At 44.9% G+C, this 21,144-nt stretch carries 19 protein-coding genes and 1 pseudogene; 17 read left to right on the forward strand and 3 right to left on the reverse strand.

Annotation, left to right across the window (positions count from 1 at the left end):
• Window positions 1–247: 247 nt before the first annotated feature.
• From IGI76_RS00955 to IGI76_RS01010, 12 genes and pseudogenes are all read left to right on the forward strand, one after another.
• Window positions 248–1,312 carry a bifunctional transcriptional activator/DNA repair enzyme AdaA gene (locus IGI76_RS00955; RefSeq protein WP_438781734.1) on the forward strand — a complete coding sequence of 355 codons (1,065 nt, stop codon included), beginning with the start codon at window positions 248–250 and terminating at the stop codon, window positions 1,310–1,312.
• A gap of 300 nt (window positions 1,313–1,612) precedes the next feature.
• The gene (locus IGI76_RS00960) at window positions 1,613–2,041 is read left to right on the forward strand and encodes a MarR family winged helix-turn-helix transcriptional regulator (protein WP_010748593.1); all 429 of its coding nucleotides are present in this window, start codon (window positions 1,613–1,615) and stop codon (window positions 2,039–2,041) included.
• A 10-nt stretch (window positions 2,042–2,051) separates the two neighbouring features.
• Window positions 2,052–3,014: a ring-cleaving dioxygenase gene (locus tag IGI76_RS00965; protein ID WP_010748594.1), complete on the forward strand. Its 963-nt coding sequence runs from the start codon at window positions 2,052–2,054 to the stop codon at window positions 3,012–3,014.
• A gap of 13 nt (window positions 3,015–3,027) precedes the next feature.
• The gene (locus IGI76_RS00970; protein WP_010748595.1) at window positions 3,028–3,921 is read left to right on the forward strand and encodes a VOC family protein; all 894 of its coding nucleotides are present in this window, start codon (window positions 3,028–3,030) and stop codon (window positions 3,919–3,921) included.
• A gap of 17 nt (window positions 3,922–3,938) precedes the next feature.
• Window positions 3,939–4,547 carry a flavin reductase family protein gene (locus tag IGI76_RS00975; protein WP_008376465.1) on the forward strand — a complete coding sequence of 203 codons (609 nt, stop codon included), beginning with the start codon at window positions 3,939–3,941 and terminating at the stop codon, window positions 4,545–4,547.
• 13 nt (window positions 4,548–4,560) lie between these two features.
• Window positions 4,561–5,157: an alpha/beta hydrolase gene (locus IGI76_RS00980; RefSeq protein ID WP_010748596.1), complete on the forward strand. Its 597-nt coding sequence runs from the start codon at window positions 4,561–4,563 to the stop codon at window positions 5,155–5,157.
• A 647-nt stretch (window positions 5,158–5,804) separates the two neighbouring features.
• Entirely contained in the window at window positions 5,805–6,215 is a 411-nt protein-coding gene (locus IGI76_RS00985; RefSeq protein ID WP_010748597.1) for a PTS sugar transporter subunit IIA, read from the forward strand.
• Window positions 6,142–6,351 (forward strand): annotated as a pseudogene (locus tag IGI76_RS00990) (tagatose-bisphosphate aldolase); the annotation flags it as partial. The gene IGI76_RS00985 and the pseudogene IGI76_RS00990, both read left to right, overlap by 74 nt.
• A 417-nt stretch (window positions 6,352–6,768) precedes the next feature.
• Window positions 6,769–8,535, forward strand: coding sequence for a DUF2264 domain-containing protein (locus tag IGI76_RS00995; protein WP_333718883.1), 1,767 nt, complete (start codon window positions 6,769–6,771; stop codon window positions 8,533–8,535).
• The gene (locus IGI76_RS01000; protein WP_010748599.1) at window positions 8,510–9,337 is read left to right on the forward strand and encodes a DUF7402 domain-containing protein; all 828 of its coding nucleotides are present in this window, start codon (window positions 8,510–8,512) and stop codon (window positions 9,335–9,337) included. The genes IGI76_RS00995 and IGI76_RS01000 overlap by 26 nt, the downstream gene beginning before the upstream one ends.
• Before the next feature lie 150 nt (window positions 9,338–9,487).
• Window positions 9,488–10,651, forward strand: a complete 1,164-nt coding sequence (locus IGI76_RS01005; RefSeq protein WP_010748600.1) for a glycoside hydrolase family 88 protein — start codon at window positions 9,488–9,490, stop codon at window positions 10,649–10,651.
• 13 nt (window positions 10,652–10,664) lie between these two features.
• Window positions 10,665–12,440, forward strand: a complete 1,776-nt coding sequence (locus tag IGI76_RS01010) for a glycoside hydrolase family 35 protein (protein WP_010748601.1) — start codon at window positions 10,665–10,667, stop codon at window positions 12,438–12,440.
• Between the two features lie 24 nt (window positions 12,441–12,464).
• On the opposite strand, the gene IGI76_RS01015 is transcribed toward IGI76_RS01010, so the two are convergent.
• Complete coding sequence (locus IGI76_RS01015; protein ID WP_010748602.1) at window positions 12,465–13,172, reverse strand: GntR family transcriptional regulator; 708 nt, start codon at window positions 13,170–13,172, stop codon at window positions 12,465–12,467.
• 190 nt (window positions 13,173–13,362) lie between these two features.
• Between IGI76_RS01015 and IGI76_RS01020 the strand changes: the two genes are divergently transcribed.
• From IGI76_RS01020 to IGI76_RS01030, 3 genes are all read left to right on the forward strand, one after another.
• Window positions 13,363–14,325, forward strand: coding sequence for a PTS mannose/fructose/sorbose transporter subunit IIAB (locus IGI76_RS01020; RefSeq protein WP_010748603.1), 963 nt, complete (start codon window positions 13,363–13,365; stop codon window positions 14,323–14,325).
• Window positions 14,326–14,465: 140 nt separating this feature from the next.
• Complete coding sequence (locus IGI76_RS01025; protein WP_005226797.1) at window positions 14,466–15,254, forward strand: PTS mannose/fructose/sorbose/N-acetylgalactosamine transporter subunit IIC; 789 nt, start codon at window positions 14,466–14,468, stop codon at window positions 15,252–15,254.
• Window positions 15,238–16,047: a PTS system mannose/fructose/sorbose family transporter subunit IID gene (locus tag IGI76_RS01030; RefSeq protein WP_034695281.1), complete on the forward strand. Its 810-nt coding sequence runs from the start codon at window positions 15,238–15,240 to the stop codon at window positions 16,045–16,047. The genes IGI76_RS01025 and IGI76_RS01030 overlap by 17 nt, the downstream gene beginning before the upstream one ends.
• A gap of 265 nt (window positions 16,048–16,312) precedes the next feature.
• On the opposite strand, the gene guaA is transcribed toward IGI76_RS01030, so the two are convergent.
• Window positions 16,313–17,878: a glutamine-hydrolyzing GMP synthase gene (gene guaA, locus IGI76_RS01035; RefSeq protein ID WP_010748605.1), complete on the reverse strand. Its 1,566-nt coding sequence runs from the start codon at window positions 17,876–17,878 to the stop codon at window positions 16,313–16,315.
• A gap of 80 nt (window positions 17,879–17,958) precedes the next feature.
• A complete protein-coding gene (coaA, locus tag IGI76_RS01040; RefSeq protein WP_005226828.1) occupies window positions 17,959–18,882 on the reverse strand; it encodes a type I pantothenate kinase in 924 nt (307 codons plus the stop codon).
• A gap of 336 nt (window positions 18,883–19,218) precedes the next feature.
• Between coaA and IGI76_RS01045 the strand changes: the two genes are divergently transcribed.
• Together IGI76_RS01045 and IGI76_RS01050 are read left to right on the forward strand one after the other, a co-directional pair.
• Window positions 19,219–19,824, forward strand: a complete 606-nt coding sequence (locus IGI76_RS01045; RefSeq protein WP_010748606.1) for a class I SAM-dependent methyltransferase — start codon at window positions 19,219–19,221, stop codon at window positions 19,822–19,824.
• 250 nt (window positions 19,825–20,074) lie between these two features.
• Window positions 20,075–21,094: a LacI family DNA-binding transcriptional regulator gene (locus IGI76_RS01050; RefSeq protein WP_005226832.1), complete on the forward strand. Its 1,020-nt coding sequence runs from the start codon at window positions 20,075–20,077 to the stop codon at window positions 21,092–21,094.
• Window positions 21,095–21,144 lie beyond the last annotated feature (50 nt).

Here is a 21,144-nt window from a genome sequence, read left to right on the forward strand (position 1 = left end):
AAATCAAAAGGATCGGAGGGCAACTGCCTTCGATCTTTTTTAAAAAATTGGTGTTAATTTTTATGGGATGTGCCAAGACCGTTTTTTGTACACTAAGGTCATTCAGAGGAAAGGATGATCGTATGTCATCAGAAGGATGTGGGCAAATTTTCGAACTGCCATTGCAGACTGCTACATTGGTTGATCGTGTGTTTGGACAGGCACGAAGTATTTTTGTAAGTGTAGAAAAGAGGGAGGGATGCGCAAGATGATTGAAGATAGCCGACAACGGGACCACTATTACGACATGTTGATTGAAAAAAATTCCCAATATGAAGGGATTTTTTACGTTGGGGTAAAAATCACCGGCGTCTTTTGCCGTCCCACCTGCCCAGCGAAAAAACCGCTCAAAAAAAATTGCGAGTTTTTTCAGACGGCACAAGAAGCGCTGCTGGCGGCGTATCGTCCCTGCAAACGATGTCGCCCGCTCAGCTCGCCTAGCCACTTATCCCCTGACGTGAAAAGCCTGGTGGAAGCCGTGGAGAGTAACCCAGAGAAAAAGTGGACCGACAAAGATTTTGAAGCACTAGCGATCCATCCCAATACCGCACGCCGACAATTCAAAAAATATTTTGGCATGACCTTTATCGAATACTCCCGTGCACGCCGCTTAGGATTAGCGTTTAAGCAGATTCGTGAAGGAGAACCGCTGATCCAAGCGCAATTAGAAGCCGGTTTCGATTCTGGCAACGGCTTTCGAGATGCGTTTTCTCGGATTATGGGGGAGTTGCCTTCCAACAGCCGCGAAAAAACGATTCTTTCTTCTGCTTGGCTTGAGACCAAGCTGGGATCGATGTTGGCGATCAGCGACCAGCAGCAGCTTTACTTGTTAGAATTCGTGGATCGCAGAGGGCTAGAAACGGAGATTGCTGTTTTGAGAAGCCGCTTGAATGCAGTGATCATTCCGCAGCAAACAGCAATCATTCAGCAACTCAAGCAAGAACTGACGGAATATTTTGCAGGAAATCGAACTGTTTTCACGATTCCAATTGCATTGATCGGCTCCGATTTTCAGAAAGCCGTCTGGCAGCAGCTGTTGGCGATGAAGATCGGAGAAACATACTCCTACAAACAATTGGCACAGCGAATCGGCAATGAAAAAGCTACCCGAGCTGTTGCCAATGCCAACGGAAAAAACCAATTGGCGTTGATCGTTCCATGCCACCGCGTCATCAATAGCGATGGCAGCATCGGCGGCTATGGCGGCGGTGTCGAACGCAAAAAGTGGCTGCTGGCTTTGGAAAAACAGGTGCAGCCGACCACAATGATCTAAAAAAGACAAGTATGCGTCGGAATCAGCGCTTCATTGATCGGTACATGGAATGGATCGAATCCTTTTCATTGAAATATATATTTAGCGGAACTTATGGAACCTTTCATAAGTTCCGCTTTTTTTCTTAGATTTGGCGGGTTCATAGAGAAAAGGCGAGGACCGTCGTTAGTGTCTAAGCGTTCTTTATCTCTACAAAAATAAGCATTGAATGATTTTCTTAAACAACCAAAGCATATCTTTTTACAACTTACAAAAAGTAAGTTATGATTATCTCGAATTCGAAATAAAGAGGTGAGGAAAATGGCGCATCAAGAAGAAGCGCTCAAAGCGTACATCGGTTTGCTGCGTACGGCGAGTCGTTTGGAACAAGTGGCAAAAAAAGATGTTCGTTGTTATGGCTTAAATATTACAGAGTTTTCCGTACTGGAATTGCTTTACCATAAAGGCACCCATACGACGCAAGCCATCAAGGAAAAAATCTTGATCGCCAGCAGCTCCACAACCTACGTGGTCGATCAATTAGTCAAAAAAGGCTGCGTGCAACGGGAACCTAGCCAAGAAGATCAACGGGTAACATACGTCAGTATTACGGAAGCAGGCAGGGCGTTGATGGAGAAAATTTTTCCCAGTCATGCACAAAAGATTGCGGCGAGTTTTTCCGAACTTAGCAGTGAAGAATTGCAACAATTAAAAACAATTTTACGAAAAATAACTTACGATCAGAAATGAGGAAAAGAAAATGAGAAAACAAGACCAATTATTAGGGGTACACCATGTGACGGCTATGACAAGTGATGTGGAACGGAATTACCATTTCTTTACAGATGTGTTAGGGATGCGTTTAGTGAAAAAAACAGTCAATCAAGATGACATCTATACGTACCATACTTACTTTGCGGATGATTTAGGGACACCGGGAACAACCATGACGTTCTTTGATTTTCCCAATACCGCTCGTGGTAGCAAAGGAACCAATTCGATCACCCGCACCAGTTTTCGAGTACCCAGTGATGCAGCCCTTGATTATTATGCCGCACGCTTTGATGAATTTGAGGTAAAACACGAGGCAATCACCACCGAATTTGGGAAAAAAGTGTTGCACTTTTGGGATTTTGATACGCAAGCCTATCAACTGATCTCTGATGAACACAATACTGGCGTGAAAGCTGGTATCCCTTGGAAAAAAGGACCCGTTCCTACTGAGTTTGCGATTTATGGCTTAGGTCCTGTCGAAATGTCTGTATCTTACTTGGCAGATTTCAAAGGGCTGCTGGAATCCGTTTTTGATTTCAAAACCATTGATCAAGTAGACAATCGCTATTTGCTAGAAGTCGGTGAAGGCGGCAATGGCGCCCAAATCGTTTTAGTGGAAGACACCACGAGCCCACAAGCACAACAAGGGGACGGCGAAGTGCATCATGTGGCTTTTCGCTTAGCCCATCACGATTCGTTAGCAGTCTGGCAAGAAGTCTTTGATAACTTGGGATTGGCCAACTCTGGCTATGTCGATCGTTACTATTTTGAATCGTTGTATGTGCGCATCGGCCATATTCTTTTTGAACTAGCGACAGATGAACCAGGGTTTATGGGGGATGAGCCATATGAAACATTGGGTGAATCCTTATCATTGGCACCATTTTTAGAAAATCGCCGTGAATACATCGAAGGAGTCATCAAACCCTTCAATACAAAACGCGCCTAAGGAGGCACATAGTATGCAACCCATTCAACAGATCCACCATATTTCAGCCATCGTAGGCGATCCTCAAACGAACGTTGCCTTTTACCGTGACGTGTTGGGGTTGCGCCTCGTCAAACAAACCGTCAATTTTGATGATCCCTACACGTATCATCTTTATTACAGCAATCAAGCGTTAGAAAATGGGACCATCATCACTTTCTTCCCTTGGGCAAATGCCCATCCTGGACGAGTAGGAAGCGGACAAGTCGGCACGATCGCCTTTCGTATTCCTAAAGGCAGCAGTGCCTATTGGCAAGAACATTTGGCGAAACATCAAGTAACTGTTCAAGAAAGTACATTGTTTGATCGACCAACTTTAGAACTTCATGATCAGCATGACCTGTCTTTGGCGCTAGTCGAAGCCGAAGAATCGGCGGAAACACCAGCGATTGTAGGCTTTCATGGGGCCGTCTTGCTTTCGGCACAACCAGAAGCGACCATTCAAACGCTGGCAGATGATCTAGGACTGAACATTTTTAACAAAACAGAGAAAAGCACCCATCTTCATACCGCAGGCACCCTCGCTCATGAGATCGTCGTGCCCCATGAAGCACTGCCAGCAGGGCGCTGGGGTGTCGGCACCGTCCATCACATCGCGTGGTCTGTGCCAACGGAAGCAGTGCAAAAAGAGTGGCAAGAGTACTTGTACGATCAAAGATACGGAGTCACTGAAATCAAAGACCGCAATTATTTCAAAGCCGTCTATTTCCAAGAGCGGGGCAACATCGTCTTTGAGATCGCAACAGAAACCCCAGGCTTTTTAGTTGATGAACCATTAGAAACGTTAGGACAGCAGTTGATGCTGCCAGCCCAATTTGAAAGCCGCCGTGTAGAGATCGAGGATCGCTTGCCAGACTTATCGGTTTAGAAAAAAGGAGACGCTGTATGCACTATTTAGATCCCAAGGATTTGACCCAACGAGAAAATTATAAGCTACTGATTGGCTCCATCATTCCACGGCCAGTGGCAGTGGTCAGTACGCAATCAGCCGATGGTATCGTCAACATCGCCCCATTCAGTTTTTTTAACATCGTCAGCTCAGAACCCGTGATCCTCTCGTTGGCTATCCAGCGCAAAGAGGGGGAACTGAAAGACACCGCCCGCAATCTGTTGGCGACGAAAGAAGCCGTCGTGCATATTTTGGATCAAACAAATGTCCAAGAGGCCAATAAAACCGCGGCATTATTGCCCGCAGACCAAAGCGAGTTGACGGTTTCTGGGTTTACCACAACGACATCGAAAACGATTGCCGTTCCTGGCTTGAACGAAGCCAGTGTACGCCTAGAAACGATTCTGCATCAGCACGTACCCATCAAAAAAGACCAGCAGACCACTGCCGATCTCTTATTGTTGGAAGTCGTCGGCTACCAGATTGCAGAGGATGTCTATCAAGATGGCAAGATCGATCCCCGTGCCTTACAAGCAGTCAGCCGGCTAGCGGGAAATTCTTACGCAACGATTGGGGAGATTTTCGATATCAAACGACCAAGTTAAAGGAGGAACTTCGATGAAAGCAATCTATCAACAAGGAGCAGCTGACGCACCAGTTTTGGTGCTGCTCCACGGCACCGGTGGCGACGAACAGTCGTTGCTGGAAGTAGGCAAAGCCCTTGATCCCCAAGCATCACTATTAGGTATTCGCGGGAACGTTTTAGAAAACGGCATGCCTCGTTACTTCAAACGTCTAGCTGAAGGGGTGTATGATGAAACCGACTTAGCACTTCGCGGCGACGAATTAGCCGATTTCATTCGGCAAGCCGCCAAAGAATACAACTTTTCATTAGCCCAAGTGGTACTGGTGGGTTATTCCAATGGCGCCAACATTGCCATTCGCTTATTACTAAATGATAGTGACCACTTCAAAAAAGCGATCCTCTACCACGCCATGTATCCAGTCGAGAATTTACCAACGAATTCCTTGCCTGACACTCATGTGTTTCTGAGTTTTGGCAGAAACGACCCGATCGTTTCCCTAGCTGACAGTGCTTACGTCCAAGAGATCTTCACCTCCCGGGGCGCAGCCCTTTCAACCGTTTGGACCCCAAGTCATCAGTTAACGTATGAAGAAGTCGAACACTCGCGCACGTGGTTGACCGAACAATAAAGCAGTGCCTCTTTCCTAATCAAACAGCGATCCTGCTGGTTGGTTAGGTTTTTTTGTTTCACGTGAAAACAGTGTATCTAGAGTAAATCGGCTCCACCAAGATACGCTTTACATGAGATCTGTTAGTATGGGTGGTTTTTATATTCTTAAAGTTTCAGGATTATAAGGCAGCATGTTATCTCTAACCTGTTTAAGTTAATAACATGAATTATTCTTAAAAAAAATGGCAATAAAATTTAATAAAACGCATAATGGAAAATGAGTTTGGCGATGATCAAAACCAGTTAGGGATTATACCTAACTGGTTTTTTTATTAAGACAGAAAATTTTCTGATAGTTCCTTTATTTAACAACGTTGATTGTTGTATCGATGAATGGTGAGTGACTTGTGGTTCTTTAGATACCAGAAATCGAAAACGAATTTGTTTATTTGTTTAAAATAACGTTATGAACATTCTGTTGATGGATTTAAATACTTTTTTCAGTTAGTTTTTTGTTTGATAATCAGTGTTTTGGCGCCATTTTTCGTATTTAAAGATAACGAAGACATTTTTATATAAAAACAAAAATTTTGTTGACAGACAAAATGAAAGCGTTTATATTGGATATGTGGTTACTACCAGTTGAGAGTAAAGGGAGGACATAAGATGCTTGGTTTGGTTTTAACAGGTCATGGAGGATTTGCGCAAGGGATGGAAAATGCGCTTGCGATGATTGCAGGGCCGCAAGAACAGTTTCTAGCAGTGCCGTTTTTAGAGGAAAATCCGTTAGTTGGCTTTGAAAAAGAGTTGCAAGGAGCTATCGATCAATTAAAGGAAACCTGTGATGGGGTCGTGATTTGTGCAGACCTTGTGGGCGGAACCCCTTTTAATGTTGCGATGACCGCTGCCAATGAGGACCCGCAAGTCGAGGTCATCGGCGGCAGCAATCTACTGATGCTAGTGGAAGGTTCGTTGACTAGATATACGGCAACTGATCCAGAGGGTTTTTGCCAAAGAAGCTGGCTCCACCTTCAATGGCGTCTTGTGCGGCCGGGCAACGTGGAAAGATGGTGTTGAACCCTTTGTAAAACAAGGAACAGAAGCAGCCAAAGAATGGCTAGCAAGTACTGGAAAACAGCACATCGAAGACTTGAATGAAGTGATCCAAAAGACCGCCACTTCTTGGTGGGACAAAGTCACGGTCGAAGAATAGTTTTTTCGCTGTTTGACAAGAGAAATGGCCAGTAATCAGACATCTTAAGGGCTTTTGAGAAGAAGTGGTAGGCTTCTGACTTAAGGCTTTAGGGTGTCTTTTTCTAGTGAAAAAAGGTTGATAGTATAACGGACGCTGCCCTCATCTAGACAAAAAAGGGTTAGCAAAAAATTATGAAAAAAAGTCAGAGCACTATGGATGATTTATCATAATTTTTTCATATAGACTAAGTTAACTTTGCTAGTTAAAAGAAAAAGAAGGGAAGAAAATCAATCCTAAAAGATTTGTTAACAGGTTAAGTCAAAAATCCCTCGAAATCTTTTCTCATTTTTCAGCAGTATTGCCAGTAGAAGATCGCTTGATAAAAAAGCCGTGGCTTGCTATTCTGTTCTGTAAATTGACAGAAGGAGATGGCGTATGAAGCAAATGGCAATCAAAGAGAATCCGTTTTTGACGCGTCTGGATTATCAGCGGGCATTGGAAGACATGATCGCTCCTTTGCAAGCAGCGATCTTGGCAGATGACTATTCAGGATTGAATCTAGGTAGCAGTGGGGCCGTGTATGACCGAACACGGGCTGAGATGGAAGCGCTTGTGCGTCCTTTGTGGGGGCTGGCGCCTTATTGGGGGGGTTGCCCAGATGATCCGTTACGAGCAGCTTATGTGGAAAAAGTGATAGCGGGGACAGATCCTGAACACGCATTTTACTGGGGAAGGATCACGGATTATGATCAATACATCGTGGAAACAGCCGCATTGTCATTGACCCTATTGTTGCAAAAGGACGCTTTTTGGACAGCGTTGCCGCAGAAGAACCAGCGAAAGCTAGTGGCTTGGCTTTCCCAAGCACTTGAGTGCAAGATTCCTAAGAACAACTGGACATTCTTCAAAGTGTTGATACGCGTTGCCTTGTTTCACTGTGGGGAACCGTTGGCAAAAGAAGAATTGTCCCAAGAGTTGGCATTGATCGATTCCATGTACGTTGGCGATGGTTGGTACGTAGACGGGAAAACGACGCAGCGAGATTACTACATTCCTTTTGCGTTTCATTATTACGGCTTGATTTACGCTACATTTATGCAAGACGAAGATCCAGAATGGGCGCAGCGTTTTAAAGAGCGAGCCACGCTATTTGCGCAAGACTTCGTCTATTATTTTGATGAAGACGGCGAAGCCTTGCCCTATGGCCGCAGCTTGACTTATCGGTTTGCACAAGGGGCGTTTTTCTCGGCACTGGTTTTTGCAGATGTCGAAGCGATCCCATGGGGACAGGTGCGAGGACTACTAGCGAAGCACTTGCGCAATTGGATGGCACAGGGGATTTTCACTTTCGATGGTCGCTTGTCCATCGGGTACCACTATGAAAATCATGTGATGGCAGAAGGGTATAATGCACCAGGCTCGCCTTATTGGGGGCTGAAGACCTTTTTGCTTTTAGCGGTCGCAGAAACGCATCCTTTTTGGCGGGCTGAACCTGAGCCAATCAAAAGAGAGCCGCAAAAACGGATTGAAAAAGGCAATATGTTGCTGGTGCACAATGAAAAAAGCCATCATCTGTTGGGGTATCCTGCAGGCTTGATGCTTGAACAGCAAGCCCATGCTCAAGCAAAATACAGCAAATTTGTCTATTCGAGCAAACTTGGTTTCAGTGTGCCGAAAGCCGGCGTCACGTATGCCGAAGGCGCCTTCGATAGCACATTAGCTATTGCTCGAGATGGCAGCTATTTTCGCACGAAGGGCGCAGTCAGGGATTATCGAGTGACGGAAAAAGGCGTCTTTTACCAATGGGCGCTCTTTGAGGAGGTAGTGATTGAAACTGAGATTTATCCATTTGGTCAGTGGCATGTGCGCGTGCACGAGTTGACGACGACGATTTCGTTGGACCTTCGTGAGGGCGGGTTTAGTGTACCGCTGACTGGACGGTTGCCTCAGGCCCAAATAGGACCGACCTGGAGTCGAGTCAGTGAAGGAGGCTTTTGTTCTCAAATCATCAACATCGAAGGCTATCAACAAGCCAGTATTGTTCAGCCAGAAGCCAATACCTCCGTCTTTTTTCCAAGAACTAGTTTTCCATACTTAGCACAACATATTCCACCAGGGAAGCACCGTTTGATTTGTTTAGTCGGTGGTATCGTAGAAAAAGAAAGGAGCGATCCAAATGATTACGCTAGCAATAAAAAATAAGCAGGATCAGGTGATCGTCGGTCGCATCGACCATGAAAAAGAACCCGCGCCGTTTCAAGTTTCAGGTGATGATTTGGCCGTATTAGCCATTAAAAACTATCCCTATGAGGAAGGGGATAAGATCGTCGTTGAGGTGACGGGGGAAAATCCGTATTATGTCCTTCAGCTTGATGAAACCTTAGCACCATCACTGATCTATCTTTCCCAATCCACTTGGGAATATCAGATCCCTTGGACGGAATCTCATCGAAAGTCCTCGGTGGAAACGGCCTTTGCCTCGCAGCGCCATCACCTGATGGTGCGCAAAGCCCAGGCGTTTGAGATCACGAATTATCAAAATTTATCTTTCAATGCCCATGATCAAAAGTCAGCGACAGGGGCGTATCCTCATGCTTCAGCGAATGTGGAGACGCGAGATGATTCCGTCTTTTTTGCCAAGAATGCGATCGATGGAAAATATGGCAACCGATCCCACGGTTCGTATCCGTTTGCTTCTTGGGGCATCAATCAGCAAGCCGATGCTGCATTGACCATTGATTTTGGTCGTCCTGTCTTGATCGATCGGGTTCGCTTCCTATTACGGGCAGATTATCCTCATGATAGCTATTGGACCAAAGGGACCTTGGTCTTTGCTGATGGAGAAGAGCTGGTGGTGGAAACTACAAATACGGCGTCATTTCAAGAAGTTCGTTTTCCGAAAAAAGAAACGACTAAGCTAACCTATAAAGAGCTGCAAAAAGCAGAGGATGATTCCCCATTTCCAGCTCTTACACAAATCGAAGTATTTGGTTGGAACTGTTAAAAAAAAGAGGACAAGAGCATGACAGGTCTGCATTTGTGGGCAGTTGTCATGCTCTTTTTTTAGGAATCAATGAAGGAAGGTCGCTTTTTTTGTTCGTTTACGTTATAATGATTTCAGTTAATATGTTAACAAGTTAAGAGGAGGGTAAACATGCGTCTGCAAGAGAACAAACAACGCTTGATCCTGTTAGGAGAAAAAGTGACCGATGTGTGGTTAGCGGATAAAATCACCGCGTGCATCCAACAGATCGAAAAAAATAGTCAGCGCTTTGGCACACAGTTTCCTTCAGCCTGTGCCACCAATGGCAAATATCGGCTGAAAGGCAACGATGATTGGACCAATGGCTTTTGGACGGGGATGTTGTGGCTCGCCTATGAGTGGACCAAAGAGAAGAACTTTTTGACTCGAGCAATGGAGAATATCGACAGTTTTCAAACGCGCTTAGACGACCATTTTGTATTAGATCATCATGATATTGGATTTTTATATAGCTTATCTGCCGGTGCGGGCTACAAGATCACTGGCGATGAACACTGCAAGCAAGAAGTCATTCAAGCAGCAGATGTTTTGTTGGCACGTTTTCAAGAAAAGGGGGAATTTATTCAAGCTTGGGGCACTTATGGCGACCCACAAGAATACCGCTTGATTATTGATTCGCTACTGAACTTGCCGCTTTTATTTGCAGCAACCCAATTATCGGGAGAGACTCGTTACGCAGAGGCCGCGAGTAAGCATTATCAGACAGTGCGAAAGACTGTCATCAAAAATGACGCCACCACCTTTCATACGTATTATTTCGATCCTGAAACGGGGCAGCCAAGTCACGGTGCGACGCATCAAGGAAACAGCGACCAATCGATTTGGGCACGAGGGCAAAGCTGGGCGATTTTAGGGCTTCCTTTGAATGAAAGCTACTTGCATAGCCAGCCTTTTCCAGAAAATTATCCGCAGATCGTGGAGGTGTTTTTGGCTCATTTCCCCGCAGATCTCGTGCCGTATTGGGACTTTGATTTTAACGACCAACATCCTGCTGAAAAAGACAGCTCAGCTTTAGCGATCGCGGCTTGTGGCTTGTTGGAAGCAGAGAAAATGGAGGCATATCCTGATGCCCAAAAAATCGCTAAAGGGATGCTTTACCAATTAGGCGAGCAGTATGCAGCGAGCCAAGTGCCAGAAAATGAGGGCTTATTGCTGCATGGTGTGTATGCTCATGCGGAAGGCAAAGGCATCGATGAACCCAATCTTTGGGGTGATTATTTCTATTTAGAAGCATTGATCCGATTGGCATTGCCTAATTGGCGAAGATACTGGTAAAGGGGAAGACGACATGCGAACGTTTGAGATAAAAGAAGATTTTTTGTTAGATGGAAAACCAATCAAATTGATCAGCGGAGCGATCCATTATTTCCGCATGACACCGGCGCAATGGACAGATAGCCTCTACAATCTAAAAGCACTGGGAGCCAACACAGTTGAGACCTACATTCCTTGGAATCTCCACGAACCTCGTGAAGGAGTCTACGACTTTGAAGGAATGAAAGACATCTGTGCTTTTGTAAAGCAAGCCCAAGCGCTAGGCTTGATGGTCATTTTGCGGCCTTCCGTCTACATTTGTGCTGAATGGGAATTTGGCGGGCTGCCAGCTTGGCTGTTAAACGAACCGATGCGGTTGCGCTCAACCGACCCACGCTTCATGGCAAAGGTACGTAACTATTTCCAGGTCTTGCTGCCAAAGCTTGTGCCGTTGCAGATCACCCATGGGGGACCAGTGATCATGATGCAGGTGGAAAATGAGTACGGCTCTTATGGAATGGAAAAAGCGTATTTGCGCCAGACCAAGGAGTTGATGGAAGAATGCGGCATCGATGTACCCTTGTTTACTTCAGATGGGGCATGGGAAGAAGTCTTGGACGCTGGGACATTGATTGAAGACGACGTCTTTGTCACAGGCAATTTCGGCAGTCGTTCCAAAGAAAATGCGGCTGTGATGAAAGAGTTTATGGCAAAACATGGCAAAAATTGGCCCATCATGTGCATGGAATATTGGGATGGCTGGTTCAACCGCTGGGGCGAGCCGATCATCAAGCGAGACGGTCAAGACTTAGCCAATGAAGTCAAAGAGATGTTAGCAGTCGGTTCCTTGAATCTTTACATGTTCCATGGAGGCACGAACTTTGGCTTTTCCAATGGCTGTTCCGCTCGGGGGGCGCTGGATCTACCACAAGTGTCCAGCTATGATTACGATGCTTTACTGACAGAAGCAGGAGAACCTACCGACAAATACTATCAGGTACAAAAAGCCATAAAAGAAGCCTGTCCCGAAGTGTGGCAAGCCAAACCACGGACCAAGCAATTAGCGGCATTAGGAACCTTTCCCATCGAAAACAGTGTCTCGTTACTGGCCATCAAAGATCAGCTGATGGCACCGCAAGAAAACATGTATCCACTAACAATGGAAGCTGCCAGCACAGGCTACGGCTATTTGCTCTATTCGGTTCAGTTAAAAAACTATCATCGAGAAAACAAACTAAAAGTGGTAGAAGCTAGCGATCGGTTGCATATTTTTACCGACGGCCAATTACAGGCGATCCAATACCAAGAGACGCTAGGCGAGGAGCTGTTGATCCAAGGGGCACCAGATAAAGAAACCATTGAGCTAGATGTCTTAGTGGAAAACTTAGGGCGCGTGAATTACGGGTTTAAATTGAATGGGCCTACGCAAGCCAAAGGCATCCGTGGGGGCATCATGCAAGATATTCATTTCCACCAAGGCTATCGTCATTACCCATTGACGCTTTCCGCAGAGCAGCTACAAGCCATCGATTATCAAGCAGGAAAAAATCCGACACACCCCTCCTTTTATCAAACGACCTTCACGCTGATAGAGGTAGGAGATACGTTCATCGATTGCCGTGGGTATGGCAAAGGCGTCGTTATCGTCAACGGCATCAATCTTGGTCGCTATTGGCAACGTGGCCCCGTGCATTCCTTATACTGTCCGAAAGAATTTTTGAAAAAAGGCAGCAACGAAGTCGTGGTATTTGAAACCGATGGCGTGGAGATCAAGGAACTCGTTTTCTGTGATCAACCTGTCGTGGAATAAAAAAATAGAAGTAGAGACCCAAATTTACGCGGGCTCTACTTCTATTTTTGTTTTGAAATATTTCCAATGCTTGTAGCTGACGATGTATTCAGCGACACTTCCATCTGCTAAATAGGAGTGCTTGACTTGTTTAACCGCAGGCTCTCGGAAGCTCAGTTGCAATAAGTTCAACAATTCAGCATCATCAGGAAAGACGATTTCATTGGTTTCAACAGAAGCCAATGAGAAAAGGTCGATCGCAAAGTCTTTCCGGACCCGCTCATAAACACTGGCATACCGGTTGAGGTTTTTGGCGATCGGTTCTTTCATCAGTTTCTTCGGCAGATGAGTGATGTGAACCAAGAAAGGAACATCGCCAAAATAGCGGACTCGTTTGATTCGGTAGTAGGAAGCACTGGCAGCCAACCCTAATTCTTTCAAAATCTCGGGGTCATTTCCTTCTTCCACCGCAAGGACCTTGACCTTTTCTTGGTCCAGTGAATGCAGCTCGATGTCGGAAAACTTCACACTTTGAGATACTTTTGCTTTTGAAACAAAGGTCCCTTTGCCTTGGATGCGATACAGATAGCCAGCACTCGTCAATTCATTCAATGCTTTGACTGCCGTGATCGAACTAACAGAATACCTTCGCTTGATATCCGCCTCTGAATAAAACTTATCGCCGGGAATGAATTTATGGTCTTTGATTTCTTGTAAAAGATCTTGCTTGATCTGCTCATACTTTGGCAACACAGTGGTTTCCCTCCATTCCATATGAATACATCAAGCATAACATGTTAAATCCTTTCCTGCCACTTAATTATTGTAGAAAATATGTTGTTTTCCAGTCTGTACAGGCCTAAAAAATAAAATTCAATATGTTAAGATATTAGGTTTACGGATGGCTTGCCATGTGGTATAGTATGCTTACAAGGAACATAACATGTTAAGTAGGGCGACCTACGGAGTAGGAGGGAAATTAGTGGAAAACATTGTATTGATCAGTCATGGAGGCATGGCAGAAGGGGTCAAAAGCAGTCTGGAGATGATCGTAGGCCAGCAAGCAAACGTTCACACCGTTTCATTACGACCAGATAGTGACAATCTGCAGTTTGAAAAAGAATTGAACGAGAAAATGAAAGCCCTTAACGGTTCAACATTGATTATTGCGGATCTATTAGGAGGGACCCCGTGCAACGTTGCAGTCAAGAATTATTTAGAGGATGACGAAGTGGCGATTTTCGCTGGAATGACATTGTCCGTAGTGATCGAGGCAGTCGTCAATCAACGAGCGACGATCAACGAGCTGCTTTGCTTAGCCAAAGAAAACATCGTTGATGTCAAAGCAGGGATGAACCAGGCAGAACAAGAAATTTTAGAAGAAAAGCAAGAGGAATTAGGGGATTACAGTGCGTATGCTGGGCAAGAAAATATCGTCAATAGTCGGATCGATGAGCGCTTGATCCACGGACAAGTCGCCGGTATCTGGTCCACCAGTTTAAACACGCAACGGATCATCGTGGCCAATGATGAAGCCGCCGCAGACCCATTACAAAAATCTTCTTTACGAATGGCAGCGCCAACTTCGATGCGACTTTCCGTCCTTCCAGTGGCAACTGCAGCCAAGAATATTCGCGCTGGTCGTTACGGCAAGCAACGGTTGTTTTTACTTTTCAAAAATCCCCAAGATGTTTTGCGTTATATTGAAGCAGATGGACCGATCAAAGCGATCAACGTCGGCAACATGAGCTACAAAGAAGGCGCACGGGAAGTGACCAAAAGCATTCAAGTGCTGCCAGAAGAAGAGCCGATCTTTGAAGCGATCGCCGCAAAAGGAATCACCGTCACGGCACAGCTTGTACCCAATGAACCATCGATCGACTTTATGAAGAAATTACGAGGATAAATCAGGCAGCGCTTCGATCGAGGAGAATATGTAGCGGAAGATTTGTCAAAAAACGAGTGTTTTTCACGATTTATCTGAGGCGACACAACGATCGATAACCAGTCAGTTAAGACTCGTTCATACAATTAGGAGGAAAATTCATGCATTTAGCAGCGTATCAAATCATTCTTATTACTGTTTATGCTTTTATTGCTATTAATGATTCACTTATTTCCAATACGTTGACCCAACCAGCGATCGCCGGAATGATTTCTGGAATGATCATGGGGGACTTGAAGACCGGTTTGATGGTCGGCGGTACCTTGCAGTTGATGCGTTTAGGGATCGCCGCATTTGGTGGTGCATCCGTCCCAGATTATTTTACCGGCGCAGTACTGGGAACGGCGTTTGCCGTGATCTCAGGAAACGGCGCGGAATACGGCATCGGCTTAGCAGTTCCAGTGTCCTTACTGATGCTGCAACTGGACGTCGTGGCTCGTTTTTGTAACGTATTTCTACTACACCGAATCGATAGAGCCATCGACAACATGCAAGTCAAACGAATCCCACGGTTAGTTTTATCGGGTTCTTTCTTATGGGGATTGTCACGGGCGATTCCGATTTTATTGATGCTTTTAGCTGGAGATGCAGTCGTTACGACGATTACCGATAACACGCCAGAATGGCTGATGACTGGACTAAAAACCGCTGGTGGCGTCTTGCCAGTCGTCGGGGTAGCGATCTTATTGCGCTACTTGCCAACAAAGCACTATATTCCTTATTTGTTATTAGGCTTCTTTTTAGCTGCGTATCTGCAAGTCCCAATGCTCGGCGTTTCCATCATTGGGCTCGTAGCAGCAATGTTAGTCTTTAAACGAGATAGCGAAAAAGGCACCGTTGCAACGGCAGCTGCTGGAGATTTTGAAGGAGGATATGATGGCGATGAGTGATCAAAAACTGACAAAAAAAGAGTTGAATACCATTAGCTGGCGCTATATTTTGGCAAGCCAATTAAACTGGAACTATGAGCGAATGATGAGTTCAGGCTACCTTTACGGCATCCTGCCCGTCTTGAAAAAATTCTATGGCCACGATGAAGCTCAGCTGCAAGATATGCTGCGGACCCACAATCAATTTTTCAATACCAATGCGATCTTTGGGAACTTGATCATGGGGATTGATGTCGCGATTGAAGAACAAGATGGACACAAAGCCAAAGAAACGATCATCGCCTTGAAAACGGCCTTGATGGGTTCCTTGGCCGGTGTCGGTGACTCCTTGTTCCACGTGATTTGGGGAACGATCTTTGGCTCTGTTGCTGGCACATTGGCGCAAAATGGTTCCGTCGTTGGCTGTGTCATCTGGATCATCGCCAACATCGCGTTACTTTTCGGTCGGGCAGCGTTGCTACCTCTAGGTTACAAACAAGGGGTCAAATTAGTGACGACCTTGAAAGACAAATTATCTGCCTTCACCAATGCCGCAACCGTTTTAGGGGTCACAGTGATTGGTGCCTTGATTCCCTCTGTGGTCAAAGCAACTGTTCCTTTTGTCTATAAAAAAGACGGCGTCGAATTAGTGATCCAAGACACGTTGGATGCCATCTTGCCATCCCTTGTACCTATCTTGCTCGTCTTGCTGACCTACTGGATGCTAGGCCAAAAGAAACTAAATTCCACTCGAGTAATTTGGATCATCTTGATCTTGTCGATCGTTTTGAGTGCGTTTGGTATTTTGGGTTAAGATTATCAGTAACAACTGATAGATAAGAATATGTAAATAGAAAAAGAGTGTGGAATATTTTTCCGCACTCTTTTTTATAAAATAATTTGCCCGTTTTTACTCGTAAAGAATTTAGTTCAATTGGAAACATAGAAAAAAATAAAATTGGTTATTCCCTTTTTGCTCGTCTACTAATATTTTGATGTGTATTGAATATCTGTTGGAAAGAATCAAAATAAAAAAAGACAGAAACCCTTGATACAGAGGGTTTCTGTCTTTTTGAAGATTATTCCCACTCCACAGTAGCAGGTGGTTTGCTCGTAATATCGTACACGATCCGATTGACGTGTGCGACTTCGTTGACGATGCGGACGCTGATTTTTTGTAGGACTTCCCATGGGATGCGGGCAAAGTCAGCGGTCATGCCATCGATTGAAGTGACTGCACGGATGCCGACGGTATAATCGTAGGTCCGGCCATCACCCATGACACCGACGGAGCGGATGCCTGGTAAGACGGTGAAGTACTGCCAAATGTCGCGGTCTAAGCCGGCATTTGCGATTTCTTCCCGCAAGATTGCGTCCGAGTCGCGGACGATCGTTAGTTTTTCTTCTGTCAATTCGCCAAGGACACGAATGCCTAGACCTGGTCCAGGGAATGGTTGGCGCCATACGATGCTGTCTGGCATGCCAAGTTGAGTCCCTAATTCACGGACTTCGTCTTTGAACAAGGTGTTCAATGGTTCGATCAATTTGAATTGCATGTCTTCAGGTAAACCACCCACATTGTGGTGAGATTTGATGGTTTGCGCAGTTTCGGTTCCTGATTCGATGACGTCGGTATAAAGGGTTCCTTGGGCAAGGAAAGAAACGCCTTCTTCGCCAGCTAGTTTGGTTGCTTCATCATCGAAGACGTACACGAATTCATTTCCGATGATCTTGCGTTTTTCTTCAGGATCAGAAACCCCAGCAAGTTTTGATAGGAAACGTTCTTTGGCATTAACTTTGATGATGTTCAAGCCGAATTTGCCGCCTAAGCTTTCCATTACTTGCTCGGCTTCGCCTTTACGCAAGAGGCCGTGGTCAACAAAAATACAAGTCAGTTGATCGCCGATCGCTTTTTGTAAAAGAACACCAACGACAGAAGAATCGACCCCGCCTGAAAGACCAAGCAAGACTTTTTTGTCGCCCACTTGTTCGCGGATTTTTGCGATTTCCATATCGATGAAGTTGTCCATTGTCCAATCACCCGTACATTGACAAACGTCAATGGCAAAGTGACGCAATAAGTCGTTGCCGTATTCTGAATGGCGAACTTCTGCGTGGAATTGGATACCGTACATTTTGCGCTCGGCATCTTGGATAGAAGCGATCGGGCAATCTTTGCTCGTTGCCACGACATCAAATCCTGCAGGTGCTTGAGTGACCAAGTCTCCGTGGCTCATCCACACGGTTTGGGTTGCGGGCGTGTTTTGGAAAAGGGCCGCTGCATCAGAAGTGACTTCCAATTCTGCTTTGCCGTATTCACGGTTTTTGGCAGGTTCAACTTTTCCGCCTAATTTATAAGTAATCAACTGCATGCCGTAACAGATCCCTAAAACTGGGATGCCTAACTCAAAAATTTTCTCGTCGATGCCGAAAGAGTTCTCGTCGTAGACGCTGTTTGGTCCGCCAGATAAGATGATCCCTTTTGGGTTCATCGCTTTTACTTCTTCAGCGGTAATGCGGTGGCTCAATAATTCTGAGAAAACACCGAACTCACGAATACGGCGTGTAATCAGCTGGTTGTACTGACTACCGTAATCAAGTACGATAATTTTTTCGACGTTTGGCAAAGTGTCAACGTTTGTCACAATAAATTACCTCAATTCTTTTAGTTTTTATTGAAAAAAGGCTGGGCCTTTTCAACAGCATAATCATAAAAATGAAGCGGTCAATACTTGCGCAAGAACACTTCATCGATCAAATGGTGCTTTGTTTTATGAAGAATTATATCGGCTCTGCTGCGTGTAGGCAAGATATACTCGTGTAAATTCTTTAAATTCACATTTTTCCATACTTCTTTTGCCATTTTAATCGCTTCCTTGCGATCCCCGATCGCATATTGGTAATAATAATTGCTGGGATCTTGAAAGGCAGTATCTAGTAATGATTCAAATCGTTCCAAATACCATTTTTCGATCAGTGCTGGTTGGGCATCCACGAAAATTGAAAAATCAAAAAAGTCGCTGATATAGATTTGTTGGTTGGCAGGCAGTTGTAGGGTATTGATGCCTTCCACGATCAAGATATCTGGTTGACTGATCGTTTCATACGTATCAGGAATAATATTGTAGACTTCATGGGAGTAGACGGGGATCTGAATGTCTGGTTCTCCTGATTTGACCGCATTCAAAAAGTTGATCAAGGCTTCCATGTCATAACTTTCTGGAAATCCTTTGCGATTCAAGCTGCCGCGTTCTTCCAAGACTTCGTTCGGGTACAAAAAGCCGTCAGTGGTGATCAGTTGGACGGTTCTACGGGGAAACAAACGGGCCAACAAATTTTGGACGAGCCGTGCGGTGGTGCTTTTGCCGACGGCGACACTTCCAGCGATGCCGATGATAAAAGGCGGCATTTTGACGTAGCGGTGTAAAAAGAGTCCCTTGCTGAGGGTCAATGATTCAAATTCTTTCATATAAAGATGGATCAGATGGCACAAAGGCACGTAAACATCTTCCACATCTTGAACCGAGATCCGGTCGTTCAAACTTTTGATATTATCCAATTCTTCTTGAGTGAAAGGCATCATGCCGTTCGTATAAAACCCTTGCCATTGCTCACGAGGAATTTGATAAAAATTCATGGTTTCTTGCATAGTAGGCTCCTTTTTTGCGGCATCATCGGTTTCTATTAGAAGCGATAGGCCACTGTTCGAAAGTATTTTACCATAGAAACTTGCGGAACTTGGAAAAAAGACATGATTTCCTTTGCAGAAACAACAAAAAACTGTTTTTTCGTTGTTTTTTTTGCTGGGCGTTTACTTCTGGCTGTTTTTCGGTATGATTAGAAAGAAGCAGCAGACAAATCTTGCAGGGCTTTTTTACTGGTGATTTCACTATGTTCACTTGTTCGAATAGAAGAAACAAGGAAAAACTAGTAGAAACCAGTAGAAAAAACAAGCGAAGAGGAAATAGAAGAAAGGAGCATAACCATGAGTAATCATTACTATACAGAAAATCCTGATACGGCCCATGATTTTGAGCAGTGGTCGTTTGAATTAAGAGGAAAGAACTTTCATTTTGTGACAGATAGCGGGGTGTTTTCCCGTGACACGGTGGACTATGGCTCGCGGGTGCTGATCGATGCGTTTGAGTGGGGGGAGCTGCCAGAAGGAAGTCTGCTGGACGTTGGGTGCGGCTATGGACCTGTTGGCTTAGCGTTGGCTTATGCGAGTCAACGACCTGTCGAGATGATCGATATCAATCAGCGGGCAGTGGATTTGGCAAAAGGCAATGCCCAGCGTAACGGCATTGAACAGGTAGATATCCATCAATCCAATATCTATGCCCAATTAAATCAACCTGCTTATGCGGCGATCCTCAGCAATCCGCCGATTCGGGCAGGAAAAGAAGTCGTTCATGAGATTTTGACGGGGGCGTTTCCTTTGCTTAAAGTAGGCGGGACTTTAACGATCGTGATCCAAAAGAAACAAGGGGCGCCGAGTGCTCAAAAGAAAATGCAAGAGACCTTTGGCAATGCCGAAATCATCAAAAAAGACAAAGGCTATTACATCATTCAAAGCGTAAAAGAAGCGTAGCTGCTCTTTGATTCTCAACAGATCAAAGGCATCGCCAAGACAAGCGCTGGTTAGCGGCAACTGGACCAGTTGGTTTCTCAAAAAGCCTGTTGTCATCAGTCTTTGGAGCAATCGCAGCTCCGCTAAAAGAGCTGTCTGTATCATCGGGCCATTTTTGATCAACGAAAAAGAAAGTCGCACACTTGTTGAAAGTGTGCTATTTTTTTTGAGAAAAATTTGCTACACTTTAGGCAAGAGAGGAGAGAAGCAGATGAAATTGACGATTAAACAGATTGCTGAAATGGCTGGCGTCTCTGTCACGACCGTGTCGCAGATCCTAAACAATAAAGGCAGCCGTTTTAGTGAAGAAACCCGAAAGCGGGTCTTAGATATCGTAAATAAATATCACTATAAGCCGGATTTTTTTGCTTCGAATCTTATCAACCGCCATTCAAAAACGATCGGAATGATCGTGCCTGATGTGACGGATTTCTTTTTCTCTAAAGTCATTGAAGGGGCGGAAAGTTATTTCAATCCACTAGGTTACATGCTAGTGTTATGCAATTCGCGCCACAGCCAAGAAAAAGAGGTTCAATATTTGAATGAACTGTCTCATCGTTCGGTAGATGGCATCTTATTAGCGACGCCGCATTTGCTGCCAGAGGATTATTCCTTGAAGAGCGGGTTCTTTGATGACCGACCAATTATTTTAGTTGATCGTGGGATCAATCAGCGGGACAATGGTCGTTTGATCGTGAAAGAATACGAAGGCGCCTACCAAGCTGTTAGCTATTTGATCAAAAATGGTCACCGCAACATTGCGATGCTCAAAGAAATCACCGGCTACTATCAATTAGAGGAACGGTTCAATGGCTATCGCCATGCCTTAAAGGATCATCAGATCCCTTTTAAAGGCCGATATGTAGAAAATGCTGAATTAACGGTTACCGGCGGGTACGAAGCAACGAAGGAATTATTGAAGTATAAAGAGATCACAGCGTTCTTCTGTGGCAACGATGCCATGGCGATCGGCTGTTATCAAGCGATTTATGAGGCGGGCAAAAAAGTACCAGAAGACTACTCGGTGATCGGCTTTGATGCCTTGAAATTATCGGAATACATCACACCACCGCTTACCACGGTCATGCAGCCGACTTTTGAGATCGGGTTTACCGCAGCGAAGTTTTTAGTGGACGCCATTGAGTTTCCGACACGGCGAATTCCAAATAAGATTTTTGATACAAAATTAATTATTCGTGAGAGCGTGAAGACATTGACAAGCGAGAAATAATGCGGTATATTTCTTCTTGTAAGTGTTTTCATATTTTTGCGATATTTAGT

The sequence above is a fragment of the Enterococcus sp. DIV2449a genome, from assembly GCF_051711225.1.
Taxonomy (GTDB): Bacteria; Bacillota; Bacilli; order Lactobacillales; family Enterococcaceae; genus Enterococcus_D; species Enterococcus_D casseliflavus.

Bases quoted from the DNA above. Each gene is read 5' to 3' on its own strand.
- IGI76_RS00960 (WP_010748593.1), top strand. From the start codon at position 1,613: ATGGCGCATCAAGAAGAAGCGCTCAAAGCGTACATCGGTTTGCTGCGT.
- IGI76_RS00985 (WP_010748597.1), top strand. From the start codon at position 5,805: ATGCTTGGTTTGGTTTTAACAGGTCATGGAGGATTTGCGCAAGGGATG.
- IGI76_RS00980 (WP_010748596.1), top strand. From the start codon at position 4,561: ATGAAAGCAATCTATCAACAAGGAGCAGCTGACGCACCAGTTTTGGTG.
- IGI76_RS01045 (WP_010748606.1), top strand. From the start codon at position 19,219: ATGAGTAATCATTACTATACAGAAAATCCTGATACGGCCCATGATTTT.
- IGI76_RS00955 (WP_438781734.1), top strand. From the start codon at position 248: ATGATTGAAGATAGCCGACAACGGGACCACTATTACGACATGTTGATT.
- IGI76_RS00995 (WP_333718883.1), top strand. From the start codon at position 6,769: ATGAAGCAAATGGCAATCAAAGAGAATCCGTTTTTGACGCGTCTGGAT.
- IGI76_RS00970 (WP_010748595.1), top strand. From the start codon at position 3,028: ATGCAACCCATTCAACAGATCCACCATATTTCAGCCATCGTAGGCGAT.
- IGI76_RS01010 (WP_010748601.1), top strand. From the start codon at position 10,665: ATGCGAACGTTTGAGATAAAAGAAGATTTTTTGTTAGATGGAAAACCA.
- IGI76_RS00965 (WP_010748594.1), top strand. From the start codon at position 2,052: ATGAGAAAACAAGACCAATTATTAGGGGTACACCATGTGACGGCTATG.
- coaA (WP_005226828.1), bottom strand. From the start codon at position 18,882: ATGCAAGAAACCATGAATTTTTATCAAATTCCTCGTGAGCAATGGCAA.
- IGI76_RS01000 (WP_010748599.1), top strand. From the start codon at position 8,510: ATGATTACGCTAGCAATAAAAAATAAGCAGGATCAGGTGATCGTCGGT.
- IGI76_RS01025 (WP_005226797.1), top strand. From the start codon at position 14,466: ATGCATTTAGCAGCGTATCAAATCATTCTTATTACTGTTTATGCTTTT.
- IGI76_RS01030 (WP_034695281.1), top strand. From the start codon at position 15,238: ATGATGGCGATGAGTGATCAAAAACTGACAAAAAAAGAGTTGAATACC.
- IGI76_RS00975 (WP_008376465.1), top strand. From the start codon at position 3,939: ATGCACTATTTAGATCCCAAGGATTTGACCCAACGAGAAAATTATAAG.
- IGI76_RS01005 (WP_010748600.1), top strand. From the start codon at position 9,488: ATGCGTCTGCAAGAGAACAAACAACGCTTGATCCTGTTAGGAGAAAAA.
- IGI76_RS01020 (WP_010748603.1), top strand. From the start codon at position 13,363: ATGTTAAGTAGGGCGACCTACGGAGTAGGAGGGAAATTAGTGGAAAAC.
- IGI76_RS01050 (WP_005226832.1), top strand. From the start codon at position 20,075: ATGAAATTGACGATTAAACAGATTGCTGAAATGGCTGGCGTCTCTGTC.